29 protein-coding genes are annotated in these 26,158 nt (G+C 38.6%); 28 read left to right on the forward strand and 1 reads right to left on the reverse strand.

The features are described from left to right. Window positions 1-11: 11 nt before the first annotated feature. Window positions 12-1,214 carry a site-specific integrase gene (locus DSM02_RS16655; protein WP_128766678.1) on the reverse strand — a complete coding sequence of 401 codons (1,203 nt, stop codon included), beginning with the start codon at window positions 1,212-1,214 and terminating at the stop codon, window positions 12-14. A 587-nt stretch (window positions 1,215-1,801) separates the two neighbouring features. Here DSM02_RS16655 and DSM02_RS20820 point away from each other — a divergent pair. From DSM02_RS20820 to DSM02_RS16790, 28 genes are all read left to right on the forward strand, one after another. Further along, window positions 1,802-1,966, forward strand: a complete 165-nt coding sequence (locus tag DSM02_RS20820; RefSeq protein ID WP_382402986.1) for a DUF1232 domain-containing protein — start codon at window positions 1,802-1,804, stop codon at window positions 1,964-1,966. Window positions 1,967-2,146: 180 nt separating this feature from the next. Further along, the gene (locus DSM02_RS16665) at window positions 2,147-2,467 is read left to right on the forward strand and encodes a DUF6660 family protein (protein ID WP_121668025.1); all 321 of its coding nucleotides are present in this window, start codon (window positions 2,147-2,149) and stop codon (window positions 2,465-2,467) included. Between the two features lie 137 nt (window positions 2,468-2,604). Then, on the forward strand, window positions 2,605-7,038 hold the full coding sequence (locus tag DSM02_RS16670; protein ID WP_128766679.1) for a CusA/CzcA family heavy metal efflux RND transporter: 4,434 nt from the start codon (window positions 2,605-2,607) through the stop codon (window positions 7,036-7,038). 22 nt (window positions 7,039-7,060) lie between these two features. Next, complete coding sequence (locus DSM02_RS16675; protein WP_190324899.1) at window positions 7,061-8,311, forward strand: efflux RND transporter periplasmic adaptor subunit; 1,251 nt, start codon at window positions 7,061-7,063, stop codon at window positions 8,309-8,311. Between the two features lie 96 nt (window positions 8,312-8,407). Next, on the forward strand, window positions 8,408-8,746 hold the full coding sequence (locus DSM02_RS16680; RefSeq protein ID WP_009778856.1) for a P-II family nitrogen regulator: 339 nt from the start codon (window positions 8,408-8,410) through the stop codon (window positions 8,744-8,746). A 15-nt stretch (window positions 8,747-8,761) separates the two neighbouring features. Continuing rightward, on the forward strand, window positions 8,762-9,184 hold the full coding sequence (locus tag DSM02_RS16685; protein ID WP_128766680.1) for a Fur family transcriptional regulator: 423 nt from the start codon (window positions 8,762-8,764) through the stop codon (window positions 9,182-9,184). A gap of 26 nt (window positions 9,185-9,210) precedes the next feature. Then, window positions 9,211-9,570: a SpoIIAA family protein gene (locus DSM02_RS16690; RefSeq protein WP_128766681.1), complete on the forward strand. Its 360-nt coding sequence runs from the start codon at window positions 9,211-9,213 to the stop codon at window positions 9,568-9,570. Window positions 9,571-9,600: 30 nt separating this feature from the next. Continuing rightward, window positions 9,601-9,852 carry an SHOCT domain-containing protein gene (locus DSM02_RS16695; protein ID WP_013073461.1) on the forward strand — a complete coding sequence of 84 codons (252 nt, stop codon included), beginning with the start codon at window positions 9,601-9,603 and terminating at the stop codon, window positions 9,850-9,852. Next, a complete protein-coding gene (locus tag DSM02_RS16700) occupies window positions 9,852-10,394 on the forward strand; it encodes a hypothetical protein (protein WP_013073460.1) in 543 nt (180 codons plus the stop codon). Before DSM02_RS16695 ends, DSM02_RS16700 begins: the two co-directional genes overlap by 1 nt. Before the next feature lie 210 nt (window positions 10,395-10,604). Further along, the gene (locus DSM02_RS16705) at window positions 10,605-10,826 is read left to right on the forward strand and encodes a SpoIIAA family protein (RefSeq protein ID WP_013073459.1); all 222 of its coding nucleotides are present in this window, start codon (window positions 10,605-10,607) and stop codon (window positions 10,824-10,826) included. A 57-nt stretch (window positions 10,827-10,883) separates the two neighbouring features. Next, entirely contained in the window at window positions 10,884-11,075 is a 192-nt protein-coding gene (locus DSM02_RS16710) for an SHOCT domain-containing protein (protein ID WP_041250021.1), read from the forward strand. Window positions 11,076-11,133: 58 nt separating this feature from the next. Beyond that, a complete protein-coding gene (locus tag DSM02_RS16715; protein WP_011709087.1) occupies window positions 11,134-11,895 on the forward strand; it encodes an AlbA family DNA-binding domain-containing protein in 762 nt (253 codons plus the stop codon). 5 nt (window positions 11,896-11,900) lie between these two features. Beyond that, window positions 11,901-12,155 carry a zinc ribbon domain-containing protein gene (locus DSM02_RS16720; RefSeq protein WP_008613749.1) on the forward strand — a complete coding sequence of 85 codons (255 nt, stop codon included), beginning with the start codon at window positions 11,901-11,903 and terminating at the stop codon, window positions 12,153-12,155. A gap of 57 nt (window positions 12,156-12,212) precedes the next feature. Beyond that, window positions 12,213-13,103 (forward strand): bestrophin family protein, encoded by an 891-nt coding sequence (locus tag DSM02_RS16725; protein WP_008613747.1) that lies wholly within the window; start codon window positions 12,213-12,215, stop codon window positions 13,101-13,103. A gap of 15 nt (window positions 13,104-13,118) precedes the next feature. After that, window positions 13,119-13,550 carry an MgtC/SapB family protein gene (locus DSM02_RS16730; RefSeq protein ID WP_228249894.1) on the forward strand — a complete coding sequence of 144 codons (432 nt, stop codon included), beginning with the start codon at window positions 13,119-13,121 and terminating at the stop codon, window positions 13,548-13,550. A gap of 1 nt (window position 13,551) precedes the next feature. After that, window positions 13,552-16,104 (forward strand): heavy metal translocating P-type ATPase, encoded by a 2,553-nt coding sequence (locus tag DSM02_RS16735; protein ID WP_128766682.1) that lies wholly within the window; start codon window positions 13,552-13,554, stop codon window positions 16,102-16,104. Window positions 16,105-16,142: 38 nt separating this feature from the next. Beyond that, window positions 16,143-16,571, forward strand: a complete 429-nt coding sequence (locus DSM02_RS16740) for a Fur family transcriptional regulator (RefSeq protein ID WP_009778862.1) — start codon at window positions 16,143-16,145, stop codon at window positions 16,569-16,571. A gap of 89 nt (window positions 16,572-16,660) precedes the next feature. Next, complete coding sequence (gene lpdA / locus DSM02_RS16745; RefSeq protein WP_128766683.1) at window positions 16,661-18,064, forward strand: dihydrolipoyl dehydrogenase; 1,404 nt, start codon at window positions 16,661-16,663, stop codon at window positions 18,062-18,064. Between the two features lie 97 nt (window positions 18,065-18,161). Further along, a complete protein-coding gene (gene nhaA / locus DSM02_RS16750; protein WP_128766684.1) occupies window positions 18,162-19,511 on the forward strand; it encodes a Na+/H+ antiporter NhaA in 1,350 nt (449 codons plus the stop codon). 10 nt (window positions 19,512-19,521) lie between these two features. Next, window positions 19,522-20,313, forward strand: a complete 792-nt coding sequence (locus DSM02_RS16755) for a cation transporter (protein WP_449405355.1) — start codon at window positions 19,522-19,524, stop codon at window positions 20,311-20,313. Between the two features lie 45 nt (window positions 20,314-20,358). Further along, window positions 20,359-20,997, forward strand: coding sequence for a lipoprotein signal peptidase (locus tag DSM02_RS16760; RefSeq protein WP_373056290.1), 639 nt, complete (start codon window positions 20,359-20,361; stop codon window positions 20,995-20,997). Between the two features lie 43 nt (window positions 20,998-21,040). Further along, entirely contained in the window at window positions 21,041-22,039 is a 999-nt protein-coding gene (locus DSM02_RS16765; protein WP_128766685.1) for a sodium:calcium antiporter, read from the forward strand. 3 nt (window positions 22,040-22,042) lie between these two features. Further along, window positions 22,043-22,228, forward strand: a complete 186-nt coding sequence (locus tag DSM02_RS16770; protein ID WP_008615609.1) for a hypothetical protein — start codon at window positions 22,043-22,045, stop codon at window positions 22,226-22,228. An 18-nt stretch (window positions 22,229-22,246) separates the two neighbouring features. Then, entirely contained in the window at window positions 22,247-23,629 is a 1,383-nt protein-coding gene (locus tag DSM02_RS16775) for an APC family permease (protein WP_225573953.1), read from the forward strand. Further along, on the forward strand, window positions 23,572-23,748 hold the full coding sequence (locus DSM02_RS20430) for a hypothetical protein (RefSeq protein ID WP_013073441.1): 177 nt from the start codon (window positions 23,572-23,574) through the stop codon (window positions 23,746-23,748). Before DSM02_RS16775 ends, DSM02_RS20430 begins: the two co-directional genes overlap by 58 nt. 18 nt (window positions 23,749-23,766) lie before the next feature. Next, window positions 23,767-24,123 (forward strand): SpoIIAA family protein, encoded by a 357-nt coding sequence (locus DSM02_RS16780; RefSeq protein WP_008615606.1) that lies wholly within the window; start codon window positions 23,767-23,769, stop codon window positions 24,121-24,123. 57 nt (window positions 24,124-24,180) lie between these two features. Further along, window positions 24,181-25,002 carry a universal stress protein gene (locus tag DSM02_RS16785; RefSeq protein WP_128766686.1) on the forward strand — a complete coding sequence of 274 codons (822 nt, stop codon included), beginning with the start codon at window positions 24,181-24,183 and terminating at the stop codon, window positions 25,000-25,002. Between the two features lie 444 nt (window positions 25,003-25,446). Next, window positions 25,447-25,941: an asparaginase domain-containing protein gene (locus tag DSM02_RS16790; protein ID WP_128766687.1), complete on the forward strand. Its 495-nt coding sequence runs from the start codon at window positions 25,447-25,449 to the stop codon at window positions 25,939-25,941. The last annotated feature ends 217 nt before the right edge of the window (window positions 25,942-26,158 follow it).

Genomic DNA, 26,158 nt, shown 5'->3' on the forward strand with positions numbered 1-26,158 from the left:
TTAAAATCTTATTATCCCAACTTTTCCCTCAATACATCTATATCATTTGAAATTTTAGAATCTATGACTCTGGCATAAATCTGTGTTGTAGCTATTTTGTGATGCCCTAAGATTTTAGAAACAGTTTCTATTGGAACTCCATTTGCCAGAGTTACTGTCGTTGCAAAAGTGTGCCTGGCCGTATGAAAACTTAGTTTCTTTTTGATTTTCAGTTTAATAGCTATCTCTTTCAAATATTGATTTATTTTCTGATTAGAATAGACGGGTAATAGTAAATCACTATTAATAACTCTTGGATGATTTTTATAGAAATCTAAAATGATCTCAGCCTCATTCAAGAGCGGTATTCTTACTTGAGTATTGGTTTTTAATCGTCGGGTATAAATCCACTTTTTACCATCTATACCTATTTGTAAATTATCCTTTTTTAATGATTTTGTATCTGCAAAGGCTAAACCTGTGTAGCAAGCAAATACAAAAATGTCTCTAGTGGTGGTGTGTGTTACTTTATTAAAAGTTGCATTTTTCAACTTACTCAAGTCTTGCTTGTTGAGATAAATCATATCTACCTTATCAAAGCGAAGTTTAAACCGTAAAGTCGGATTCTTTTCAATCCAATCCAAATCTACAGCTAACCGCATTACTTTTTTAAAACGCTCCATATGCTTCATTACTCCATTATTATTTAAAGAAGCTTTAGCTCTTAAGAACCTTTCAAAGCCTAGTGTAAATTCATAATCGATATGTTTTAGATATAAGTCTGAAACTTTCAGACTACTTTTTAAATATTCCTTTAAGTAACTTTCTGTAGTGTTATAATTTTTAAGAGTCCCATACTTTAATACGCTCTTCATATTAAGATTATGATAATCCAAGAGAGAAATGAGGGTATTATGAGTTTTGTCAATACCTAGAAATCTATTCTTTATGATTTCAGCATCTATAATTTGCTCATCCCGTAATAGCTCTTCATAGATATTATACAATTTAGAACGAACATCATCGATTTTACGATTTACCTGTTGTGATTCAATACTCGTTCCTATCATTTTGCAAGCAGTCTGATTCCACTTTTCTGTATGTAGGGCTCGTTTTAGGCTAACTTCTTTTGATTTACCATTTACGGTAATACGAGTGTAAATAAGGGCTTGATCTGGCTGGTTTTTCTTTTTTCGAATGAAAAAAGAGATAGAGAATGTTTGAGTAGTACGCATCGTAGTATACTGTTTAAATGAAACAATGATTAAATACGAAAGTCAAACTACCTTATTTGCTGAAAAGCAAATTCAATACGTAATATACAAAAAAGAACTCACGATTAACTCACGATTTGTATCTAAAACTCACGATGAGCTCACGATTTAAATATGGTTAATTGTGTTAAATTGAAGCACAAAAAAAGGGTAACTATATGTTTATCATATAATTACCCTTTTGAATAACATATTTTAATATGTTAAAAAGTCGGGGTGGCAGAACTAAATTACCACTAGACAATATTTTAATAACCAGACACTTACACTGTTTCAATAAAATCAGGTAACCGGATAGGTAACCTTTGCACCGATTTTATTCGTAAATGCAAAGATATATGATTATCTTAAACTAAAAGACAATAAATAGAATCAAATTCTATTTGGCTCCCCCTTTGTGCAACAATTCTTAAGTATTTTGAACAGGCCTAATGTATTATTGAAAATCTAAAAACCTGGGGAAGAACCTAAAGCAGCGAATAGTGATGCTCCATTTGACTTCGAAAGAAAAGCGAACTCTCTGGTAAGCCGAACTTTCGATTTTTATAATTATCGGTTATGCGTTAAGTCCAATTGACATTATTCCTGACTTCATCCCGATAATTGGATATCTTGACAGCCTAATCTTAATACCGATTGGGATTTATTTCATCGGAAGGCTTGTTCCTGAAGATGTAAAAGCGGAGTGTTTGATAAAAGCAAAGAACTACTAATGGAACAAAAATAACAATTGGATGATCGGGAACATAATTATTGTATTTTGGCTGTTCATTGTGGTATAGATTTTCGCGATTATTTCAAGATTTGAAATAATTGAATATACTTTAAAAACGTACTCATTATATCATTGCACAATCTGTGCATTGATTTTTTTTTATCTTTGTAGTGTGAAAATGATCGCTATCATATTATCTCTATATATATTCGGGCTTAACTTATTAGCCTGTAATGATAGTGATACTTCACAAGTGATTTCTGATTCAGAAGTAACAATGGTTGCTACCCAGGATTTAGATATCGACCATTCACATGATAAAGTAGCAGATTTATGCCCTCCTTTTTGTAGTTGTCATTGCTGCCATGTGCATACAGTAGATTTCGGTTCTTCAAATTTCAAGGCTTTGATTATTGAAATTCCATCAAAAGCCTTTGTCCATTTTGACAGCTCAGTGGAAGAACCTATTCTTTCCTTTTTAGATCCCCCTAAAGTTTAATTCAGTTTTTAGAAGGATAGCTATGTCCTTTTTTGACCAAATCCTGGTTCTCATACTAGATCCTTGGTCCTATTGATAGATTTTGTTAGGCACAAAATTATTATCAAGAATTTTAACTGAATTAAATTTTTATTTATATGATTAATAAGATAATCGCATTTTCCATTAATAATAAATTTATTATTGGACTACTTACCTTAGCACTAATAGGGACGGGTATTTGGTCCATGATGACCGTCAACCTGGGATCGGTGCCAGATATTACTAACAACCAGGTTCAGGTGATCACCCAATCACCTAATCTTGCAACAGAAGATATTGAACAATTTGTAACCTATCCTGTAGAACTCTCAATGGGGAACCTGCCCGGGGTTACGGAAATACGATCTGTTTCCCGGTTTGGCCTTTCCGTGGTTACAATTGTTTTTGAGGACGATATGGGCATTTACAAACCCCGTCAACTGGTTCAGGAAAAACTGAACGAAGTCAGGGACCAAATACCTGAAAAATTTGGAAGTCCCGCTATGGGGCCCATTACTACAGGTTTGGGTGAGATTTATCAATATACGATAAAGCCCCAAAAAGAGTATGACACTGTTTATTCCCCTACGGAATTGCGTACCATCCAGGATTGGATCGTAAAGCGTCAAATGACCCTCGTCGAAGGTGTAGTAGAGGTAAATTCATTTGGGGGCTCTATAAAACAATATGAAATTGCCATTAATCCCGAAAAACTGAATGCGTTAAACGTTTCTATTTCCCAAGTCTTCGATGCCCTGCAAAAAAATAATGTTAATACAGGCGGTGCATATATAGAAAAAAATAATATGGCCAATTTTATCCGTGGTGAGGGTTTAATCAGGTCACTAGATGATATAAAATCTATTGTTATCAAGAATGAAAATGGAGTGCCTGTAACAATTGGAGATGCAGCTGAAGAGGTCCAGTTTGGTAGCCAGGTACGCTATGGTGCTTTTACCCAGGACGGCCGTGAAGCTGTTGGCGGTATGGTGCTCATGTTGAAAGGTGCAAATCCTAATAAAGTAATTGCAAATGTTCAGGATCGTATGGAGACGGTAGAACAATCTTTGCCTGAAGGTTTATCAATAGAACCCTTCCTTGACAGAAGTGTTTTAATTGAAAGAACTACGAGTACCGTGACCCAGAATCTTCTGGAAGGTGCTTTAATCGTGATTTTTGCCCTGGTGATACTATTAGGTAGCTTAAGAGGTGGACTTATAACAGCGACTACCATTCCTTTATCACTTCTTTTTGCTTTTATATTAATGAAGCAATTTAATGTCTGGGCCAATCTAATGAGTTTGGGAGCTATTGACTTTGGAATTATTATAGACGGTGCTGTGATCATCATTGAGGGTACGGTATATGAAATACAAAAACGGATGCGTTCCGGCAAAATAAAATTTAATAAGGCTAAAATGGATGAAGTAGCCTATGATGCCGGAAGTACGATGATGGGTTCCGCCTTTTTTGGACAAATTATCATTCTTATCGTATTTGCGCCCATTCTTTTTCTAACGGGGGTAGAAGGGAAAATGTTTCGGCCAATGGCATTTACTTTTGGTTTTGCCATGATAGGTGCTATTTTCTTATGCCTTACCTATGTCCCTATGATGTCTGCTTTATTTATGAAACCAATTCAGAATAAAAAGAACTGGTTTGGAAAGTTTGAACGCTGGCTGGAAAAAGTTAGTGATAAAATTATTGGAGGGATTCAAAAAGGATACATGCCTTTATTAAAAGGAGCTTTAAGATTGAAGTTCATAGTATTGGGGTCTGCGGTTGTCTCACTTATAGTAGCCGGTTTTATCTTTTCCAGAATGGGAGGGGAATTTGTCCCTCAACTTGATGAAGGGGATATCGCCATGCAGGCGTTAATCAGGCCTGGAAGTGGGTTGAGTGAAACAATCGATGTTTCCACAAAAATAGAAGATATCCTTCTTGAGAATTTCCCGGAAGTAGAAACCGCCGTAGCGAGGATTGGGGTTGCCGATATCCCTACTGATCCAATGCCTATGGATATTGCCGATATGTTTATTGTATTAGAGAAGGATATGGATAATTGGACTTCGGCAAGTTCTAAAGAGGAATTGATAGAAAAGATCAAAGAGAAACTTAATGAAGAACTTACGGGAGTCAACCTGGTTTTTAGCCAGCCTGTAGAGCTTCGTTTTAATGAACTGCTTACCGGGGTCAGGGAAGATGTTGCGGTAAAATTATATGGCGAAGATTTAGACCTTCTTGCTGAAAAAGCTGATAAAATGGCTGAAATAATACAGACTATACCGGGCGTAGGAGATGTGAACCCTGAACGAACATCTGGTCTTCCACAAATGACGGTGCGGTTTAATCGTAAAAAAATTGCGCAATATGGATTGGACATTGAAAAGATTAACGATTATATAAGTGCAGCTTTTGCCGGAGGAACGGCCGGAGTGATCTTTGAAGGGGAAAAGCGGTTTGATATGGTAATACGTTTTGATGAGGCGCACCGCCAAAGCATTGATGATTTACGTACCCTCTATATAGATCTGCCGGATGGAACCCAGGTTCCGATTAAGGAAGTAGCTGATATTAGTTATGTACCGGGTCCTATGCAAATTTCCAGGGATAACACCTTTAGAAGAACCTATGTGGGAGTTAATGCCCGCGGGAGGGATGTGGAATCTGTGGTAAATGACATCCAGCAAAAATTGGATGAAGAGTTAGATTTACCTCCAGGATATTACATTACTTATGGTGGGGAGTTTGAAAACCTTCAAAGAGCAAAAGGGCGTTTACAAATAGTAGTGCCCATCGCTCTATTTCTGATATTCGTGCTTCTGTACTTTGCACTCCAATCTTTTTCCCAATCAATTATGATCTATATAGCCATTCCACTGGCGGCTATTGGAGGAATATTTGCTCTTTGGTTAAGAGATATGCCGTTTAGTATTTCAGCTGGTGTAGGCTTCATTGTATTGTTTGGGGTTGCCGTTTTAAACGGGCTGGTGCTTATTAACAGGTTTAATTCCTTAAAAGAAGAAGGGGTAACCAGTATAAAAGATAGAATTTTTACAGGAACCAAAGAACGAATACGTCCCATTATGTTAACAGCAACAACAGATATTTTTGGATTTCTGCCGATGGCTTTTTCATCGTCAGCAGGAGCTGAAGTACAACGACCCCTTGCTACGGTTGTTATTGGTGGCATGCTTACAGCTACCTTACTTACGCTGGTTGTTCTTCCTGTCCTTTATACATTTGTAGAGAAGAGACGAGAGAAAAAGGAACAGAACAAGCTTGGTTCTTCCAATTCACGATCTTTAGCCACAATTTTGATAATTGGCTTGATGTTAGGCGGAACCTTTTCCGTAAATGCACAATCTGATGAAATGTCATCGGAAAATCCAATACAGGATTCTTTACAAACTATTAGTTTGGAAGAGGCTAAAGAAATGGCAATCCAAAACTTTCCACAATTAAAAGCTGCCCAACTTGAAATTGAAAGTGAGGAAGTATTGCGTAAAACCGCCTATGATTTTGGGAATACCCAAATCTTTACAGGAAAAGAAGAGGTAGGAAATGGCTCTGATGGGATCTATACCCAAATTGGTGTTCAACAACAAGGCATAGATGTTTTTGGAATAGCTCCCCGTTTGAAATTACAGAAAGAAAGGGTGGCCCTTGCTGAAAATGCTTTAGAACTAAATACCTTAGAAGTGGAACGTGAAGTAAGCAGGGCCTGGGCTTCAGTTTATACAAGTAAAAAGAGGTATCGGGTATATAAGAAAATGGATTCAATTTTTGAAGACATTGAAAGAGCAGCACGAATCAGGTATGAAACAGAAGCTACCTCTAAACTGGAGTATCTTGCTACTTCAAATCAGGGGAATGAGGTTAAAATACAGCTGGAACAATCGTACCGAGATTACCTGAAATCATTACAGCGTCTAAATTTATGGTTTGTTAGTGATACGATCTATGATGTACCAGATTTGCCTGTTGAAACTTTAGACGAACCTTTAAACTTTCTGGTAGAGTCGCTTGAAAATCATCCGTTGCTGCAGGTTTCGGAACAAAGGATAGATGTTGCCAAAGCGGTTACCAGAGAACGAAAATCTGAATTTTTGCCCAAATTTCAGGGTCAGTACGGTAGGCAGGAAATAGCCGGGCAATCGGGTTTCTTCCAATATCAAATAGGAATTCAAATTCCGCTGTTTTTTGGGCCGGAATTAGGCCGTACACAGGAAGCACAAGTAAATAGACAGATTGCAGAGCAAAACTTTTATCAGGATAAAATCGAACTGGAAACCGCCTATAAAAATATGCGTGAAGACTACATCAAATGGAGAAACTCATGGAATTATTATAGGGATGAAGCACTTCCGCTGGCCAAAGAGCAACAAGGTGGATCAGTGCTGGCCTTTAAGGAAGGCGCTATCGATTATGTGACATTTCTCCAAAATATAAGAGATGCCATTAGAATCGAGGTAAATGCCTGGAGTGCTTTTAACGATTATCTCGACAGCCGCTACCAACTGGAATATTACCTTAAGAATTCAAATTAAAAATTAAAATAAGAAAATCGATATGAATACAAGATCAATAAATATTCTAATGCTTGCCTTAACGCTCAGCATATTCTTTGGATGTAAAGAAAATCCTGCGGCAGGGGAAGATGCTTCCAGTGAAACTGCAACTACTAATACCGAAGAAGGTGAAAATCACGGTGAGGAAGGAGATGAAGAACACGGTGAAGAAGAAGGTGGGATGCGTTCGGTACATCTTTCAGAAATGAAATTCAATAGTCTGGGGATTAAAGTAGATACCTTGCCTAAAAAAGCTTTGTCGGGTATTGTGGAAGCCAATGGCCAGTTAGAAGTGCCGCCACAATATGAAGCTACCGTTACGGCAATTTTAGGCGGTAATATAACTTCTATAAAGGTTATTGAGGGGGATAAGGTAAATAAAGGTCAGGTGTTGGCTTATCTTTCTCACCCAAATTTAACCAGAATGCAGTCTGATTATATTAATGCATATAGTAGGATGCAATTTTTGGAAAAGGAATTTGAAAGACAGAAACGTTTATATGAAGCAGAGGTAGGATCTGGAAAATCTTTTCAACAAACCCAATCAGATTACCAGTCTGTACAAGGTGAAGTGCGGGGGTACGAATCGCAATTGCGCCAGTTAAACCTAAATGCTTCCCAGGTTAGAGACGGTGAATTATATGAATATATTCCGGTAGTAAGCCCAATTGGAGGTTATATTGAAAAAGTACTGGTACAGGTAGGACAATATGTAGACCCTCAGACCAGTATGTTTATGGTAGTTGATAATGAACATGTTCATGCCGATCTAATGGTTTTTGAAAAAGATATTTATAAGGTGAAAGAAGGCCAAAAGATTGCGTTTACACTGGAATCGGTTCCAGGCAGTAATTTAACCGGGGAAATTTATTCAGTGGGGAAACAATTTGAACAAAACCCCAAAGCGGTACATGTGCATGCAGAAATCGATAATAAAGAAGATTTTCTAATTCCGGGGATGTATATAAACGGAAAAATCAGGACCGGTGAAGAAGCTGTTCCTGCCTTACCGGAAGAAGCAATAATTGAAGAAGAAGGAAATCCCTACATCTTTACGGCCCAAAAACACCAGGAAGATGGTGAAACCGAATGGGAATTGAAACCAGTGCAGGTTAGAACGGGAATAAATGAAGATGGTTGGGTTGAAATTAAACTGCTGGAGCCTCTGCCTGAAGGTACGTTGGTTGCCTATAATAATGCCTATTATCTGGTTTCTGAAATGCAGAAAAGCCAGACTTCCCATGGTCATTAAATTAAAAAAATTAGATGGATGGACTCTCTGTTAAATGTTTGTCTTAATTAAAATTCCAGAGGGTTCATCCTTAATACTAAAATTAATATTACAGCAATGAAAGAAATAAAAGCATTTATAAAACCGAAACGAGTTCAAAATGTAATTGAAGCTCTTAGTGAAAGCGGATTTAAAAGTATGACCCTTTCCCAGGGAGAAGGAACGGGGGCTTTTAAAGCAAAAGGCGCATCACCTTCTTTAGATTTCCGTGTAACAGACAGTCCGGTTGTAAAGTTAGAACTGGTATGTCAAAACGAAGAAGCACAATCAGCAATAGATATTATCCTTGAGAATGCAAAAACAACTGAACCCGGTGACGGAATAATTTATCTTTCCGATATTGAAGATGCCTTCCAGATAAAAACCGGGGAATCCATAAAGCGTTACGACCCCTAAATACTTTTATAGCAAATGGAAAAAATAGTAAAAAAGTTGGAAAGCAAAGGCATCCGCCCTACGGCAATGCGCTTGATGACCTATAGACGGCTGGCACAACTGAATGTGGCCGTTAGCTTAGGCGACCTTGGAAAGGATTTCGAAAGCTCGGAAAGGAGTACGCTTTTCCGTACTATGAAGACATTTGAAGAAAAAGGAATCGTGCATCAAATTGAGGATGGCACCGGCATCATTAAATATGCCCTGTGCGAAGACAATTGTGAATGTGAGGTGGGAAACGACCTTCACTTACATTTTCATTGCAATAGTTGCGGGGAAACCGTGTGCCTTACAGAGCACAAAATCCCTCAGATAAACCTGCCCGACGGCTATGTGGCAGAGGATATCAATCTGGTGGCCAAGGGAGTCTGTGAGAAATGTAGCAATGACTTGGATTAAGTTTTTTGATTTAAAAAATTGGAACAATGATGAAAATTTATAAAAAAGAAAACAAGGTATATATGGTAGCTCAAAATAGATTGGATGCTACCGATTATGACAATTTGATATCTCAATTAAAAAACCATATACAGGCAAACCATAAAGTATACTGGTATATTGAAATGGAAAATTTTGAGGGGTGGACTGCAAGTGCGTATTGGAAAGGCATTGAACTGAAACTTCCGAATGAAGAACGCGTTAAAAAGGTTGCATTGGTGGGAATTACAAAATGGCAGGAACAGTTTACCGAAGTTTTGATACCCTTTACAAAGGCACATATTAAATTCTTTAGCCCTGAAGAAAAACATTTGGCCAAGGAATGGATGGAGAAAGGAAATCATTAAAAAAGTTAAGTAAATTTAAACAGAAAGATTATGATGGACAACTGGAATTTTGGGGGAATGCACTGGATATGGTGGGGACTTTGGATAATTCTTATCTTTTGGATATTTTTAATTCCTTACCCCACCCCGGGACAAAAACGGAAAAAAGACGGAGCAATGGAAATTCTAAGGGAGCGTTTTGCACGGGGCGAAATAAGCGAGGAAGAATATAAACACCGGGTAAATATACTTCAAAATAAAAATGAACCAAAGGACCAGAAAAAAATTAGGCAGGAAAAATAATGGGAAAAGGACAACTAACTATATTTTTTTTAATGCTGGCTCCTATCCTGCATACCCAAACTATATACAGTACACGGGAGGGGCATATCCTTATAAAAGCTAATATAGATGGCAATGCATTTAAGGCGGAAAGCCATCAACTTTCCATGTTTTTTGATTACACAAGTAAAGAAATTACGGGTTCCATAGATTTGAGAACTATAGACACAAATAATCCACAGCTAGCCACCTATCTTAAAAGTACTCAAGCACCTATATGGATAAGATTTTCCGGGAAGGTCCCGGTTGAGGATTTCCTTTTGCGCCCACATGAACCAATTGATTTTAATTGGTTGGTAACGATCAGGCTTCCTAATAAAGAAGTGCAAAACTACTTTAAAGCGACATTGACCCACATCCCCCAAGGTCCTACATTTTCCTGTCTTTTAAGTGCCGGTGGATTTATAGAGAAAACTATAAGCCCAAGCTTAAATCAAGTGGTTCCTGGACTTGAAGGATCCATAGAAATAAAATTTGCCCAGCTTATTTTAAAGAAAGAGTGAATGCCATTTAATTCAAAATAACATAGAAAGATGAAAAAGTATAAATAGAATCCCATCCTCTTCCAGTAGTGCCTTATTAAAATAGCGCTGGGGAGATGTAATAAGTGTAAATAAAATATCCTCCTGCCGTACAAAATTTGTACCGCAATTAGGGACATAGATGTGATATATAAATATTTCCGTCTTATCATTTTTCGCTTATTACTAATAATGGAAAATTTTGAGGGGTGGACCGCAAGTGCGTATTGGAAGAGCATTGAACTGAAACTTCCGAACGAAGAACGCGTTAAAAAGGTTGCATTGGTGGGAAATACAAAATGGAAGGAACAGTTTACGGAAGTTTTGATTCCCTTTACAAGGGCACATATTAAATTCTTTAGCCCTGAAGAAAAAGATTTGGCCAAGGAATGGATGGAGAAAGGAAATCATTAAAAAAGTTAAATAAATTTAAACAGAAAGATTATGATGGACGACTGATATTTTGGGGGAATGCACTGGATATGGTGGGGGCTTTGGATAATCCTTATCTTTTGGATATTCTTAATTCCTTATCCCACCCCGGGACAAAACAGACGGAAGGATAAGGCTATGGAAGCCCTGAGAGATCGATACGCCCGGGACGAGATAAGCGATGAGGAATTTGAACAAAAGAAGAAAGTCCTTCAGGATAAGAAGAAGTAGTTATAAGGCCACAGGTATCGAAGGCGATGGCACCTATGGCATATAAAAGAAGGTAAAAATGAAAAAACGGAAAGTATTTGTTTTTATATTCATTGGATTAGCCCTTGGCTTATTTATAATACAGCCCCTGGCTATTTCACTCCACATGTATGACATGCAGGGAGATAATGGCGAATGGTGGAAATACCTGCTTGCTTCATATCAGCAGGAATTTAGAGTATGGGATTTGGATCAAGCCATAATCAAATTGCTATTTGGACTGCTGGGCATTGCCTTGTCGCTTATGTTTATGGTCAGGCAAAGAATATTTCAATTGACCGGAAGAAGAGATAAGCTGGAGGAGATCAGAGAGCTGATTGCGGCAGGAGAAAACCAGCAAGTAGAATTTAAATCTACCTTGAGATGGGATTTGAGGCAGTTTAAACCGAATAAGGCTTTGGAAGACGTAATAGCAAAAACAATTGCCGGGTTTATGAACACCCAAGGAGGGCATTTAATTATCGGAATTGATGATGAAGGTAGTATTCTGGGGCTGGAACAGGATTATGGTACTTTAAAAAAACCTGGCAAGGACGGGTTTGAGCAATATATAATGCAATTGGTGTCCCTCAAGTTGGGTACCCATTTTTGCACTTTGGTTAAAGTGTCTTTTCACCAATTTGAAGAAAAGGATATCTGTTATGTAAGGGTTCACAAATCACAAAAACCTGTGTATTTGAATTTGGGCGATCGTTCGCATTTCTTTATCAGAACAGGGAACGGAACCCGCGAGTTGGATATGCCCGAGGCGTTGGAATATATGGAAACATACTTAAACTAAACAATATGGGATTTTTAAAACATTTATTAAGAGGAAATTATGGTCATCATTCCAACAAGCATCAACGTAAAAATAATGACCCAAGATTTAATGAACCCAAGGTTGTTGTGAGATGTACAAAATGCGGCAAAGACAATCCTGAAAATGCTTCTTTTTGTCAACATTATGGCGAGCCTTTAGGTAAAGTAAAATGCATAAGTTGTCAAGAACCAATACCTATGGATGCAAAATTTTGTTCTAAATGTGGCAATGAAGTATAGTTTACATTATGAGAATAAGCAAACAACTTATTGAACGGACTTAAATAATTTTTAAATATGCTCTTAAATAAGCGGATATCAATTTTTGACTTCTTGAAAACCATAAAATTTGACCTGATATTTATCGGTAGTTATTCAATTCTGGTTGGCTATATGGACCAATATGGTTTTTTGTCAAAAATCTCTATTCCAATTGCAATAACCGGCGTTTTTGGTACTGCGGTGGCTCTACTTTTGGGTTTTCGAACCAATCAAGCCTATGAACGGTGGTGGGAAGCCCGTATTATTTGGGGGGCTATTGTCAATGATTCCAGAACACTGGTCAGGCAGTGTGTGTCTTTTTTTGCAAGGGATCAAGGAGGCTATCAAAAGATGGTGAAAGAGATGACCGATCGTCAGGTAATCTGGTGCTATGCCCTAGGGGAATCGTTGAGGAAACTACCCTTTTCCACTCGGGTTAAGGTATACTCAGAATCCTATGGGATTAAAGCATTTAATATTCCTAATGCTTTATTGTCACAACACTCTGAAACTTTGTTAAAGGCAAAAGAAATTGGTATGGTCAATGATTTTCAGCAGGTACAGATAGACAGTACTATAGCCAGGTTATGTGATTCAATGGGCAAATGCGAACGTATAAAAAATACTGTCTTCCCCAAAGCACACAGCTTATTGATTCATTTGATCATCTACGTTTTTGCTACAATGTTGCCTTTTGGATTGGACGATAAAAATATAGCAGTTGAAATCGCTATAACATTTATTATACCAGTCATTTTCATTGCCATTGAAAAAACATCCATACTCATGCAGGATCCCTTTGAAAACGACCCTTTGGATACACCCATGACTGATTTGGCCGAAACGATAGAAATAAACATTAAACAAATGATAGGTGAAACAGATGTTCCTGTAAAGAAAGAGCCAACAGATTATTATATTTTATAATACAAGATGAATACAATGGATTTTCAAACTGAAATAACACTGATACCGAGATTATTTGTCGCTCTTTTACTAGGTGTCCTGATAGGACTCGATAGGGAAATTGACGGAAATGCGGCAGGAATTAGAACGTATGCAGCCGTTTGCCTTGGGGCCGCATTAATTACAATAATCAATACTCATATTGAAGTAACTGACCAAACCCGCATTGTCGCCAATATTGTTTCCGGTATTGGGTTCCTTGGTGCAGGAATTATTTTTAGGGATAGCGCGAAAAATTTAATTTCCGGTTTGACTACCGCAGCTACAATTTGGGCCACTGCCGCGGTTGGTATATCAATTGGGTTTGGTATGTACCTCATTGGAAGTGTTACATCCGCTTTTCTTATTCTATTATTGGTTTCACATCATTTCCCTTTTTTGAAAAAACATAAAATAAACAACACCTAAAATGAAAAAATTACAACTGAAAATTCCGGTACTGTTACCTCAGGTGCCAAATGAAAAAGACACTTGTGTGCAAAGGCTCATTGAAGAATTAGAAGCCAAAGAAGGTCTTGATAAAGTGCATATAAAAGACGATCAGGAAGATACGGTGCCACAATTGTGCTTTCATTACGATCCGGATATAATTTCTATTGACCGCATTCAATCATTGGCAGAAAGAACCGGGGCTGAAATTACCGCGAAATATGGACATTTGCTTATAGAGGTTGAGGGGATTAGACATACCCGGCATGCAAGGACTTTAGAAAAGAGTCTGCTGAATATCAAAGGCGTTTTGGAAGCTTCCGCCAATGCCGGAGGAATGATCCGTTTAGAATATGATAAACGGGAAACAAGTTTTGATGAGATAACTACAAAGCTCGAAAAAGAAAACCTACAAGTTAAAAAAAGCTCCTCTGCTGAGAATAAGGGCTTTAAATCTGCCGAAAAGAATCCTCAAAATTTAAATAAAGAAAAGGTAAGGGATATAGAAGAACAAAAGCATAAAGATACTGATCTCCAGAATCATAGAGAAGCGGATAGCCACGGGGCCGGGGAAGAACATTCCCACGCCCACGGAGGTATTTTTGGGAAAAACACCGAACTTATTTTTGCTATTATTTGTGGTGCTCTTTTGGGTATTGGTTTTGGTTTGTCCTACGTAACATCAATACCGGAATGGGTCAGCTTATCCCTATACATAGGTGCCTACTTTTTTGGAGGTTACTTTACAGCAAAAGAAGCCATACAGACCGTAGCCAAAGGTGGATTTGAAATTGATTTTCTCATGTTGGTCGCAGCTATAGGAGCAGCTATTCTTGGGGAATGGGCTGAAGGAGCTTTGTTATTATTTCTCTTTAGCCTGGGGCATGCCTTGGAGCATTATGCAATGAACAAAGCACGAAAATCTATAGCTGCACTGGCAGAACTGGCGCCAAAAACAGCTTTGGTTAAGAAAAATGGTAAAACGGAAGAAGTTGGTATCGAAAAACTCAATATTGGGGATATCATTGTGGTGAAACCAAATAGTAAAATATCTGCAGATGGCGTAGTGGTAGATGGGCAGAGTAGTGTTAACCAGGCTCCAATAACCGGGGAGAGTGTACCGGTAGATAAAGTTCCCGTAGAAGATGTTGAGAAGGATTACTCAGAGGTAGATGATATTAAAGATGAAAACCGCGTTTTTGCCGGAACGATCAATGGGAACAATACTTTGGAGATTAAAGTTATCAAAGCAGCCAAAGATTCAACGCTTTCCCGATTGGTGAAACTGGTTAACGAAGCTCAGACTCAAAAATCGCCTACCCAGTTGCTCACCGATAAATTTGAAAAATATTTTGTGCCGTCCGTCCTTATTTTGGTCGGGATTCTTTTGTTTGCTTTTTTAGTTATTGACGAACCCTTTAGCGCCAGCTTTTACAGGGCGATGGCCGTATTAGTAGCTGCAAGTCCCTGTGCGTTGGCAATCTCGACCCCAAGTGCTGTATTAAGTGGAGTGGCCAGAGCTGCCCGTGGCGGGGTATTAATTAAAGGAGGGCGCCCTCTGGAGGACCTGGGGGTTATTACCGCCCTAGCCTTTGATAAAACCGGAACTCTAACGGAAGGAAAGCCAAAACTTACCCAAGTGGTGCCACTTGGGGATATTTCAGACAATGAACTTCTCAAAATAGCAGTAGCCGTGGAAGGTCTTAGTGATCACCCCCTGGCCAAAGCTGTAGTTCGTGATGGAAAAGAGCGTCTGGAAGGCGAGGAAATCCCAAATGCCTCTAATTTAGAGGCAGTTCTGGGTAAAGGGATTAAAGCATCATTTGGCAATGATAAAATCTATATAGGTAACCTCGACCTGTACGAAGGGCTTGATGAGAGTACACCTTCCGAAAAAATAGCTACGAAAGTGCGTGGTCTTGAAGGTGGTGGAAATACAACAATGCTTATACGAAAAAATGAAGAATATATAGGCATCATTGCATTAATGGATACCCCTCGTGAAGCCGCCAAGGGAACCCTTAAAAAATTAAAAGAAATAGGAATTAAACGAATGATCATGCTTACTGGTGATAACCAGAAGGTAGCAGACGCAGTAGCAGAAGAAATAGGATTGACCGATGCCTGGGGGAGCCTATTGCCGGAAGAAAAAGTGGATGCTATAAAAGAATTAAAAGAAAAGGAATCCAAGGTGGCAATGGTGGGCGATGGCGTTAATGATGCCCCTGCCATGGCAAACAGCACTGTAGGAATAGCTATGGGTGCTGCTGGAAGTGATGTGGCCCTAGAAACGGCGGATATTGCGCTAATGGCCGACAAGTTGGAAACCCTGCCCTTTGCCATAGGCTTAAGCAGGAAGGCAAAGGCGATTATCAGGCAGAACCTTTGGGTAAGCCTTGGTATTGTTGCCCTACTTATACCTTCAACCATATTCGGCTTGGCAAATATTGGAATGGCGGTTGTAATCCATGAAGGTTCCACACTACTGGTGGTTTTTAATGCGTTAAGGCTTTTGGCTTATAAAAAAGAATAGAAAATCCGGACTTAGACTGTTTTTCGAAAGAATATAAAATGACAAAAACGGAAAAAAAATTATCGTCAAAAGGGATACGTTCCACTGAAATGAGGTTGAAAATTTACAAATACCTCAAAAGGAAAACTTATGCGGTAAGTTTAAATGAAATGCAAAAAGTCTTTATCCATAAAAATATCAAAACAGCCAATAAGACCACTTTCTATAGGACGATAAAGCTCTTTGAGAAAAAAAGCATGGTGCACCAAATTGACGATGGAACTGCTTTTGCAAAATATGCGCTTTCTGATGAAAACACCAATGTTAAACTCAGTACAGGTTTACATATGCACTTTCATTGTACCGATTGTAAGAAAACAATCTGTTTACCAAATAAAATATCGGAAGAGAGTTTGCCAGACCAGTATGAGGTGAACGATGTGAACCTGGTATTAAAAGGGATATGTAAAAATTGTAGTAAAAAATAATAGGTGGGAGTGCCTTAAGCCTGAATCCCAGCCCCCAATGGTCAAGCTTAAGGTTTTTTCCACCGTAACGAACTTAAAAAAATGTGAATATGGAAAAATTTGATGTAACTATAATAGGATCTGGCCCGGGCGGGTATGTAAGTGCGATCCGTTGCGCCCAATTAGGATTAAAAGTAGCCATTGTAGAAAGATACAGCACCCTGGGCGGCACCTGTCTAAACGTGGGCTGTATCCCGTCAAAAGCCTGGTTGGAAGCCTCTGAGCATTATTACAAACTCAAGCATCAATTCGAAAAATTTGGGATTGATGTTAAAGAGGCCAATGTCGATATCCTGAAAATGAGCCAAAGGGTTCAGGATGTGGTACAGGAAATCATCAATGGCGTTGATTATCTGATGAAAAAGAACAAGGTTACCGTTTATGAAGGTCATGGCACCATCAAGGACAAAAACACGATTGAAATTAAGGGAGAAGATAAAACGGAAACCATAGCAACCGATAAAATCATCATTGCCACAGGGTCCAAACCCGCTTCATTGCCCAATATTAAAATAGACAAAAAGCGTATCATCTCTTCTACCGAAGCCCTTGCCCTACAGGAAATCCCCAAGCACTTAATGGTCGTTGGGGGTGGCGTTATCGGTGTTGAGATAGGTTCCGTATTCGCCCGCCTGGGTTCAAAGGTTTCCATAGTAGAATATTTTGATAGCCTTATCGCCACTATGGACGGCGCACTGGGACATCAATTGCACCGTTCCCTTAGAAAACAGGGAATTGATTTTTATTTGGAACATAAGGTGACAAACGCAACGGCAACTGAGGATAAAGTAGAATTGAAAGCGGAAAATCTTTCCGATAAAGAAGAAATGAGTTTAGATGGCGATTACTGTCTTATGGCCATTGGCCGAAAACCATACACCGCCAGTTTAGGGCTTGAAAATATAGGAGTGGAAACCAATGAGAAAGGACAGATAACGGTAGATAAAAACCTTGAAACCAACGTCAAGGGTGTGTATGCCATTGGGGATGTAATCCGGGGGGCAATGCTTGCCCATAAAGCCAGTGAAGAAGGCGTTTTTGTAGCCGAACGGATTGTTGGCCAAAAGCCCCATATCAATTATTCGCTTATCCCAAATATCGTGTACACCCAGCCTGAGGTCGCCGGTGTAGGCTTGACGGAAGAAGAACTGAAAAAGGCCAATAAAAGTATAAAAACAGGCTCTTTCCCTTTTAAGGCAAACGCACGGGCAAAGATAAGTATGGACACTGACGGTTTTATCAAGGTAATCGCAGATAAACAGACCGATGAGATATTGGGGGTTCATATGATAGGCCCACGCATAGCAGACAGTTATACCGAAGCGGTGGTAGCGATGGAATTTAGGGCAGCTGCCGAGGATATTGCAAGAATGTCACACGGTCACCCCACATTTTCCGAGACCTTTAAGGAGGCCTGTCTGGCAGCTACCGAAGACAGGGCGTTGCATATTTAAAGTTGACCTAACAGTAAGTTCTTAAAAATTAAGACGCTACTAAGCTTTTTGAAATATTAAGGTTTAAGTAATTAACTCAAAAAACAGATAAGATAAAATGGGGCAATCAGTTCGAAATCAATCCACTATTGGGTATATCAGGGAAACGGCAACAAAGTTCCTCGACAGGGAAACAGCTGGGGGGATTTTTTTAATAATTGCTACTATAGTTGCCCTTCTTTTAGCTAATTCACAGTGGGCAGGTGCCTATCATCATTTTCTTGGCGATGAATTGCTTTTTGAATTTTCCGAGCATCTTAGTTTTGGGCTAACAATTGAAGAATGGATCAATGATGGCCTAATGGCAATTTTCTTTTTGGTTGCCGGCCTTGAATTGAAGAGGGAGGTTATGGTGGGGGAATTATCTTCAATTAAAAAAGCCTCAGCCCCCTTGTTGGCAGCTTTAGGTGGTATGGCAGTTCCGGCCCTCATTTTTATTAGCCTAAATTTAGGCACTGAAAATATAAAGGGTTGGGGCATCCCTATGGCTACCGATATCGCATATTCACTAGGGATTATTGGCCTACTGGGAAAAAATGTCCCCAGGCAGTTAAAAACATTTTTAATAGCCCTCGCTATTGCTGACGATATAGGTGCCATATTGGTGATAGCATTGTTTTATAGCAACGAGTTGAGCTGGATATACCTTGGATCGGGCATGGGGGCATTTGGGTTATTATTATTAATGAATTGGACTGGGATCAAAAATTTGATTTGGTATATTATTATTGGGATCATCTTATGGTATTGCTTCCTTAATTCGGGGATCCATCCAACTATTGCGGGAGTACTTTTTGCCATTACCATTCCAATAGTGCCCAAATTAGACAGTAAAATATTAAAAGAAAGGACTGCCACAAACGTTACTAATCTTGAGAAAACAGAGCTGGAAAAATTAAATCCTCTTCAGGATAAAAAACAACAAATAATTTTAAAAGCCATTAAAACAGATACTGAGAATTCAAGGCCTCCTTTGCTCAAACTGGAAAATTCCCTTGTTGATTTCAATGCTTTCTTTATCATTCCAATTTTTGCAGTCGCGAATGCGGGAGTAAAGCTCGATGTAAATTTAATTGAGGTTGTTTCCGGTTCTTTAGGGCTGGGGATCCTTTTGGGATTAGCAATTGGCAAAGTAACAGGGATTGGTATTTTTACATTGATTGGGCAAAAACTTGGAGTTTCCGAATTACATATTACACTAAACTGGAAACATATAATTGGAATTGGTATGATTGCGGGAATTGGCTTTACCATGTCCCTTTTTATTACCAATCTCACATTTAATGATCAGGAATTGATTAAAATTTCGAAAATAAGCATTTTGATAGCTTCATTACTTGCAGCTATTGGCGGTGCGGTAATTCTCTTATTAACTTCCAATAAAGGAAAGAAAAATATAGTTAAGTGATATGGGAGAAATGAACAAAAGTACTTTTATAGTAAGTCAAATGGACTGTCCTTCAGAAGAACAGATGATCCGGATGAAGTTGGAGGCTTATACACAAGTGAAATATTTGGATTTTGATATTCCCAACAGGAAATTGGAAGTATATCATGTGAATGGAATCGAAGATATACAAATATCAATAGCCGGTTTAAACCTTGGGGATTCCTTCCAAGGGACCGAAGAAGCCGATCCTCCCGTAATAGAAGACCAATCCAAACAGAAAACAATCCTTTGGTGGGTCTTTGGGATAAATTTCGGCTTTTTCATTATCGAAATGACCACGGGGTGGATCTCTTCTTCTATGGGCCTTATTGCAGATTCGTTGGATATGCTGGCAGATTCGATAGTATATGCGCTAAGTTTATTTGCAGTAGGTGGTGCCATTTCCAGAAAAAAGAAGGTGGCAAAATTCAGCGGATATTTTCAGATGGCCTTGGCAACACTTGGTTTTGCAGAGGTATTAAGAAGGTTTTTTACCAGTAGTGAAACACCAATTTTCCAATTGATGATCATTGTTTCCATTTTCGCCCTTCTGGGTAACCTTATTTCGCTTTGGTTGATAAATAAGGCCAAAAGTAAGGAGGCGCATATGCAGGCCAGTGCTATTTTTACGTCGAATGATATCATCGTAAACGGCGGGGTGATACTGGCCGGGGTGCTGGTCTATTTTCTGGATAGCAAATGGCCCGATTTGGTAATTGGCGGCATCGTTTTCACGTTTGTAATGCGGGGTGCCATAAGAATTTTAAAATTATCTAAATAATGCAAATATATGTTGCACAAGACGTTGGGCAACAATAAGGAAATTATGAATAAAAGTAGTGTAGCATTATTGATTTTACTGTTGTTGGTAATAGACCAGGCCATAAAGATTTATGTGAAGACCCATTTTTATTATGGCGAGGAATATTTTGTGTTTGGTCTGGATTGGTTTCGCTTACATTTTTTGGAGAATCCCGGCATGGCCTGGGGCTTTAAATTTGGCGAGGGATATCTGGCCAAATTTGTTTTAATACTATTTCGCTTCGTAGCCGTTATTTGGGGGACCTTTTATATCAAAAAAATGATACGTGAAGGATATGCAAAAGTCTTTATAATCTGTGCCGCATTTATATACGCAGGTGCATTGGGCAATTTGATGGACGGTGCATTTTACGGACTGATCTTTGAAAAAAGTGATCCCGCACTTCGCAACATTGCAGAAATATTCCCCTCAGGCGGTGGTTATGCGGGATTTTTAAATGGCAATGTGGTGGATATGTGGTACTTCCCTATTATTGATACAAGGCTTCCGGAATGGCTGCCATTATGGGGAGGCAATGAATTTACTTTTTTCGACCCTGTATTCAATACCGCAGATGTTTGGATTAGCACGGGAGTGATTTTACTCCTGATCTTTCAAAGCCAACAAAAAAAGACCAGAAAATATCGGATAAGAAAAAGTTGAAATATACTGAAAGTAACAGGACAATTATAAAAATCGATTAGTTATGAACGTTTGGCTCTGGGTAGTAGTATTGGGATTGGCAGCTTGGGCTGCTCATTGGGGTGCTGATCAACTCCTAACACCTTTAAAAATGCTGCGTAAGCAATGGGGGCTTACCGCTTCTGCAGGAGCGGCTTTCCTTGCTATTGTAACGGCGAGTCCTGAAGTGGCGATAAATATCACCAGCGCCGCCCGGGGAGTATCTGATATTGGATTAGGAAATTTGCTGGGTTCCAATATAATTTCCATCCCACTCATGGTGACCATCGCCTATTTCGCTTCCAGAAAGCAATTTAAAAACAATAAGGAACATCAAAAACATTTAGATGCTAACCTATTGGCCCTGAACAAGCGTTCTGTCTCGGTATTGTCCATCCCCTATCTGGCAATCATTTCTTTGGTAGCTATATTAACCCTTCCAAAAGCCTGGCGTGGGTTACAACCCATTGATGGGTGGATTATGCTGGCGGCCTATGCGGCTTTTTTAACGCATGCCATTATAAAAGGCAGGAAAAAAGGGGAAAGTGTGGAGTGGGATAAGAAGAAAGTGTGGTTATCAGTGGCCGGAGCTATGGCTATAGCCGTGGGTGCTTTTTTTATTGTTAAGGCTACGGAAAATATTGTTTCGGTGTTGAACATTTCCGAAATTGTTGGAGGGCTGTTTATTACCGGAATAATGACCACCGCCCCCGAAATATTTAAAACATGGAGTGTGGTAAAGGGTGGCGAAGTGACCGCGGGAACCACGAGCGTGATTGCCGATAATGCTGTTACCATGACGGTGGCATTTTTCCCCTTGGCACTGGTGACGACTCCGATCGAAGATTTTCAGTTGTTCTGGGTCAACCTGGCTTTTGTAGGACTGATGCCACTTTTATATTCGGTATTTGTCCATCAAAGCAAGGAACTTCACGGGTTCAGCAGATGGCAGATATTCGTTTTCGATGCAGCGTATATTGTATATCTCTTAACTATGGTGTTTTTTGTACTAAAACTATTTTAAAAAATGAAGGAGGACTTATTTAAGGATTACCAGGAGAGGCTAAATGTGCTGGATGAAAATATTAGAGCAGTAGCATTAAAATATGCGACGGATTTCTATTTGAACAAAAATTGTTCAAAAGAAGAGGCGATTGAGCGTGGAATCGTAAAGGCAGAGATGGAAAAAAGGAATTTAGATAGAAATGGATAATAAACCACTAATATTACTATGGCAGAATTAAAAAAATCTCTGGGTACTCTTCGCCTTACTTTTTATGGTGTAGGTACCATTGTTGGTGCTGGAATATATACTGTAATTGGTGCAGCCGCTGGACAGGCGGGAACAGACCTTTGGTTGAGCTTTATTTTTGCAGCCATTGCGGCCAGTGTCTCGGCAATGTCCTATGCAGAGTTGTCCTCTACCTATCCTAATGCCGGTGCGGAATTCATTTTTGTACGGAAAGCTTTTCCAAAAATCGACATTCCATCTTTTCTAACAGGTTGGACGATTGCATTTCACAGTTCGGCCACCATCGCCGCGGTGCTACTTGCTTTTTCAGGGTATTTCAATACGTTTTTTAACATCCCTTCCTTACTGGTTAGCTATGCTGTGCTACTGATTCTTGCATTTATAAGCATTACGGGCATCAAAAAATCATCTACCGCCAATATCATTATGGTCAGTATTCAGCTATTGGGATTGTTTATTCTTATTGCGGTCGGACTTTTGGAAACAGGACCACCAAAATCAGAATTTTTTAAAGTGGAGTCCTTTTCCGGCACCCTGGCAGCGACTGCTACCTTATTTTTTGTTTATACCGGCTTTGAGCATATGGCAGCATTGGGTTCCGAGGTAAAAAATCCGGGCAAGACGATTCCGAGGGCATTTTTATTGACAATGGTGTTTACCACAATTATATACCTACTAATATCTTTTACGGTACTCAATATAAGTGACCCCGCAGAAATAGCAAAGGTAAATTCCCCATTGTCGCTGGCCGCTTCAAATTTAAATTCCTGGTTGCCCGTAGCCCTGGCAGTTGCGGCACTTTTTGCTACGGCCAATGCGGCTTTTAGTGGCATTATTTCCATTAGCAGGTTGCTTTTCGGTATGGCAAGCGTGGGCGAGCTTCCAAAATTTATGACCAAGACCAATGCACAGAAAGTACCCTGGGTAACTACACTGGTGGTTATGGCTGCGGTAGCGGCATTTTTGTTATTGGGAGATATTAAAATTGTCGCAGGAATGTCCTCTTTAGGGGCGTTACTCGTTTTTGTAGCTGTGAATATTGCACTCATCGTTTTGCGTTATAAAGCACCTGACAAAGAAAGACCTTTTAAAGTTCCCCTTTCCATAGGGAAAGTACCTATCCTACCCATTTTGGCCATAATTATTAGCCTGTCTCTGGTAGTTCAGTTTAACTGGCAGGTGTATGTTGCTTTTGTGGGAGCAATTATAGTGGGCATCGTGCTGGATTATTTTTTGGACAAAAAGTCAAAGAATGAGATGGATCCCGAAAAGAAAAAGAACTGTTCAACCATTAAAATGAAGCTATGGAATGGACCTTTGAAGAATTTAAAACCAGTTTGGATGGCCTCCATCCTGCAGTGAAGCAAAAAGCCCTGGAAATTGCTAAAAGTCTGGTTATAGAAAAGAATTATACTAAGGGAAATGCCATAAAAGAAGGAATTATGAAAGCTGAAGAATGGTTTTACGATTTAGGCGGTTAATAATTAATAAAAATAGATATGTTACAAATTATAGAGATTTCAGGAGATAATATTATTGCAACCAGAGCATCGGGAGATTTATCCGAAATGGATATTGAGAAGGTACATCCCATTATTCATGCTATTTTGGACAAAGGATTAAACGTACGCTGGTATTTTGAAATGGAGAATTTTACCGGCTGGGATTTTCCAGGCCTGTGGGAAGATCTAAAAATGGATACTGCCCACGCAAAAGATTATGAAAAAATCGCCATGGTAGGTGATAAAAAATGGCAGGACTGGATTACAAAGTTCATGAAACCTTTTACCAATGCTGAAGTAAAATATTTTGACTTAGAGGAAAAGGAGATTGCCAAAAAGTGGATTAAACAATAAAGCTTTTATTTAAACAATTAATTGAAAAACTGAATGTATAATTAAAATTAAAAAACCATGAAAATAATAGTTCCGATTGATTTTAGTCAAAGTTCCAAAATTGGAGTTGAGTATGCCATAAAGGTGGCCGAATCTTTAAATTCAGAAATTATCTTTGTTCATGCCTATTCTGAAGGTTATCAATATGCCGGATACGGGGCTATAGTTTATCCGGTTCCCGACAACTTTAGTTCTTATCAGAAATTGTACAAAGAAAAAATGCTGGAATTTCTCGAAAATTTTCCACGTCTGGCGACAATAAAATATAAGAGTATGGTAGCCCCAGGAAGACCTTCAGATATAATTTATCAATTAGCAACAGAAGAAAAAGCAAGTTTGATAATTATGGGGACAGAAGGTGCAGGTGAGGTAGAAGGTTACCTTGCAGGAACTACCAGTGAAAAAGTGAGCAAGGATGTACCCTGCCCTGTGCTGGTTGTACCTGAAGATTTAGAAACTTTTGGTTTAAAAAGAATTTGTCTGGCGCTGGATTCAGATAATCTGAAACCTGATAGGGAACTAAAGGTTCTGGCTGATCTACTAAAGGCATTTAACGCACGCCTTTTTATATTTCATTTTGCTAAAAGTAAAGATGAAGTTATTAAAGAACAGGAGATAAAAAACTATTATGAGGAGTTTTTTAATCTGCAGAATATTTCTGTTCACCTTTTTTCCGAAGGGAAAACCGAAGATAAAATAACCGGTTTTTTGAAAGATAATACCATAGATATTTTGGCGCTACTTTACAGAAAACATGACTTTATAGAAAAACTAACTGAACTGGGGCTGAGAAGAAAAATGATTTTCAAATCAGAAGTTCCTGTACTTATTTTAAAATAATGGTAGAGATAACTTTTAATGAAATATACTAGATTTTATTAATACCCTGGAACGTTATTTTCTGAAAAATTAGCAAATTTCTAAAAGTGGATCTTTTCAGAAAAACTAGGTGGCTTTTGGTACAATATAACTCTGCCATTCGGCTTTAAGTCTTAGGTGGTTTTTTAAAACCGTATTTGCCAATGTGGGCGTAGCTTTCTTGGCCGTTCTCAAAGCAATCCGTTTATAGAAAATAAATTAAAAATAGTACAACAGGATGTCTCTAAGTAGAAGAAACAGAAGAAAGAAAAAAAATCAAAACCCATCTAAAAAACAATTCACAAAAAAGGAAAAGGTCAAGGCAATTATTGTCCTTATTCTTCTGTTTATTGCTTCATTTCTGCTTTATTATTTTGTGTTAAAAGGGAATATCCATAAACATTAATTTCTATAAAAAATAAAATTATGATACATATTATTACAACAGGAGGAACCATTGAAGGCTTGGATTATGAAAACCAAGAAAATAAAACAGAGCAAAGCGAAATAGCGATTAGAGAATTTCTTGACCTGGCCAATGTCTCGTTTCCCTATATTATCGAAAGGGCATTTTCTAAGGATAGCCGATCAATTACCGATGAAGACAGGAATTTTTTGTTAAAAAAAATAAAAGCTTCCAATGCAGAAAAAATTTTAATAACTCACGGGACTTTTACGATGGAAGATACCGCCATTTATCTTGGAAAGGAAGAAATTAAAAAGACTATTGTCCTTGTAGGCTCATTTATAATGGGAAACTCTAAAAATACGGATGCACACTTCAATTTGGGTTTTGCAATGTGCTCTGCTCAATTTTTGAATCCAGGAGTATATGTAGCAATGAATGGGACTATTTTTCCTTGGAATGATGTAACTAAAAATATAGAGGTCAGCAAATTTGAGTATAAGAATGAACAATAAATATGTTTGGCACATCAATCCATTGGACGACATTTTTTTATCTTCTCGTAGATACGTTTATAGTTCTATTGATATTTTACCATCATTCAACTAAAAAAATCCTAAGCAATCATTCTAGGTTTCTAAAGCTTGGATTACTTTTCATAACTTATAACGCTACTGGCGGATTTCTACCCTTTGAAAACTTCCCAGGTCCCTTTATCCTTCAATATGTTAT

Origin of the sequence: Leeuwenhoekiella polynyae (assembly GCF_004104075.1) — a bacterium.
Classification (GTDB): domain Bacteria; phylum Bacteroidota; class Bacteroidia; order Flavobacteriales; family Flavobacteriaceae; genus Leeuwenhoekiella; species Leeuwenhoekiella polynyae.

Excerpts from the sequence above, each read along its gene's own strand:
- DSM02_RS16655 (WP_128766678.1), bottom strand. The coding sequence starts at position 1,214 with ATGCGTACTACTCAAACATTCTCTATCTCTTTTTTCATTCGAAAAAAG.
- DSM02_RS16665 (WP_121668025.1), top strand. The coding sequence starts at position 2,147 with ATGATCGCTATCATATTATCTCTATATATATTCGGGCTTAACTTATTA.
- DSM02_RS16670 (WP_128766679.1), top strand. The coding sequence starts at position 2,605 with ATGATTAATAAGATAATCGCATTTTCCATTAATAATAAATTTATTATT.
- DSM02_RS16675 (WP_190324899.1), top strand. The coding sequence starts at position 7,061 with ATGAATACAAGATCAATAAATATTCTAATGCTTGCCTTAACGCTCAGC.
- DSM02_RS16680 (WP_009778856.1), top strand. The coding sequence starts at position 8,408 with ATGAAAGAAATAAAAGCATTTATAAAACCGAAACGAGTTCAAAATGTA.
- DSM02_RS16685 (WP_128766680.1), top strand. The coding sequence starts at position 8,762 with ATGGAAAAAATAGTAAAAAAGTTGGAAAGCAAAGGCATCCGCCCTACG.
- DSM02_RS16690 (WP_128766681.1), top strand. The coding sequence starts at position 9,211 with ATGATGAAAATTTATAAAAAAGAAAACAAGGTATATATGGTAGCTCAA.
- DSM02_RS16695 (WP_013073461.1), top strand. The coding sequence starts at position 9,601 with ATGATGGACAACTGGAATTTTGGGGGAATGCACTGGATATGGTGGGGA.
- DSM02_RS16700 (WP_013073460.1), top strand. The coding sequence starts at position 9,852 with ATGGGAAAAGGACAACTAACTATATTTTTTTTAATGCTGGCTCCTATC.
- DSM02_RS16705 (WP_013073459.1), top strand. The coding sequence starts at position 10,605 with ATGGAAAATTTTGAGGGGTGGACCGCAAGTGCGTATTGGAAGAGCATT.
- DSM02_RS16710 (WP_041250021.1), top strand. The coding sequence starts at position 10,884 with ATGCACTGGATATGGTGGGGGCTTTGGATAATCCTTATCTTTTGGATA.
- DSM02_RS16715 (WP_011709087.1), top strand. The coding sequence starts at position 11,134 with ATGAAAAAACGGAAAGTATTTGTTTTTATATTCATTGGATTAGCCCTT.
- DSM02_RS16720 (WP_008613749.1), top strand. The coding sequence starts at position 11,901 with ATGGGATTTTTAAAACATTTATTAAGAGGAAATTATGGTCATCATTCC.
- DSM02_RS16725 (WP_008613747.1), top strand. The coding sequence starts at position 12,213 with ATGCTCTTAAATAAGCGGATATCAATTTTTGACTTCTTGAAAACCATA.
- DSM02_RS16730 (WP_228249894.1), top strand. The coding sequence starts at position 13,119 with ATGGATTTTCAAACTGAAATAACACTGATACCGAGATTATTTGTCGCT.
- DSM02_RS16735 (WP_128766682.1), top strand. The coding sequence starts at position 13,552 with ATGAAAAAATTACAACTGAAAATTCCGGTACTGTTACCTCAGGTGCCA.
- DSM02_RS16740 (WP_009778862.1), top strand. The coding sequence starts at position 16,143 with ATGACAAAAACGGAAAAAAAATTATCGTCAAAAGGGATACGTTCCACT.
- lpdA (WP_128766683.1), top strand. The coding sequence starts at position 16,661 with ATGGAAAAATTTGATGTAACTATAATAGGATCTGGCCCGGGCGGGTAT.
- nhaA (WP_128766684.1), top strand. The coding sequence starts at position 18,162 with ATGGGGCAATCAGTTCGAAATCAATCCACTATTGGGTATATCAGGGAA.
- DSM02_RS16755 (WP_449405355.1), top strand. The coding sequence starts at position 19,522 with ATGAACAAAAGTACTTTTATAGTAAGTCAAATGGACTGTCCTTCAGAA.
- DSM02_RS16760 (WP_373056290.1), top strand. The coding sequence starts at position 20,359 with ATGAATAAAAGTAGTGTAGCATTATTGATTTTACTGTTGTTGGTAATA.
- DSM02_RS16765 (WP_128766685.1), top strand. The coding sequence starts at position 21,041 with ATGAACGTTTGGCTCTGGGTAGTAGTATTGGGATTGGCAGCTTGGGCT.
- DSM02_RS16770 (WP_008615609.1), top strand. The coding sequence starts at position 22,043 with ATGAAGGAGGACTTATTTAAGGATTACCAGGAGAGGCTAAATGTGCTG.
- DSM02_RS16775 (WP_225573953.1), top strand. The coding sequence starts at position 22,247 with ATGGCAGAATTAAAAAAATCTCTGGGTACTCTTCGCCTTACTTTTTAT.
- DSM02_RS20430 (WP_013073441.1), top strand. The coding sequence starts at position 23,572 with ATGGAATGGACCTTTGAAGAATTTAAAACCAGTTTGGATGGCCTCCAT.
- DSM02_RS16780 (WP_008615606.1), top strand. The coding sequence starts at position 23,767 with ATGTTACAAATTATAGAGATTTCAGGAGATAATATTATTGCAACCAGA.
- DSM02_RS16785 (WP_128766686.1), top strand. The coding sequence starts at position 24,181 with ATGAAAATAATAGTTCCGATTGATTTTAGTCAAAGTTCCAAAATTGGA.
- DSM02_RS16790 (WP_128766687.1), top strand. The coding sequence starts at position 25,447 with ATGATACATATTATTACAACAGGAGGAACCATTGAAGGCTTGGATTAT.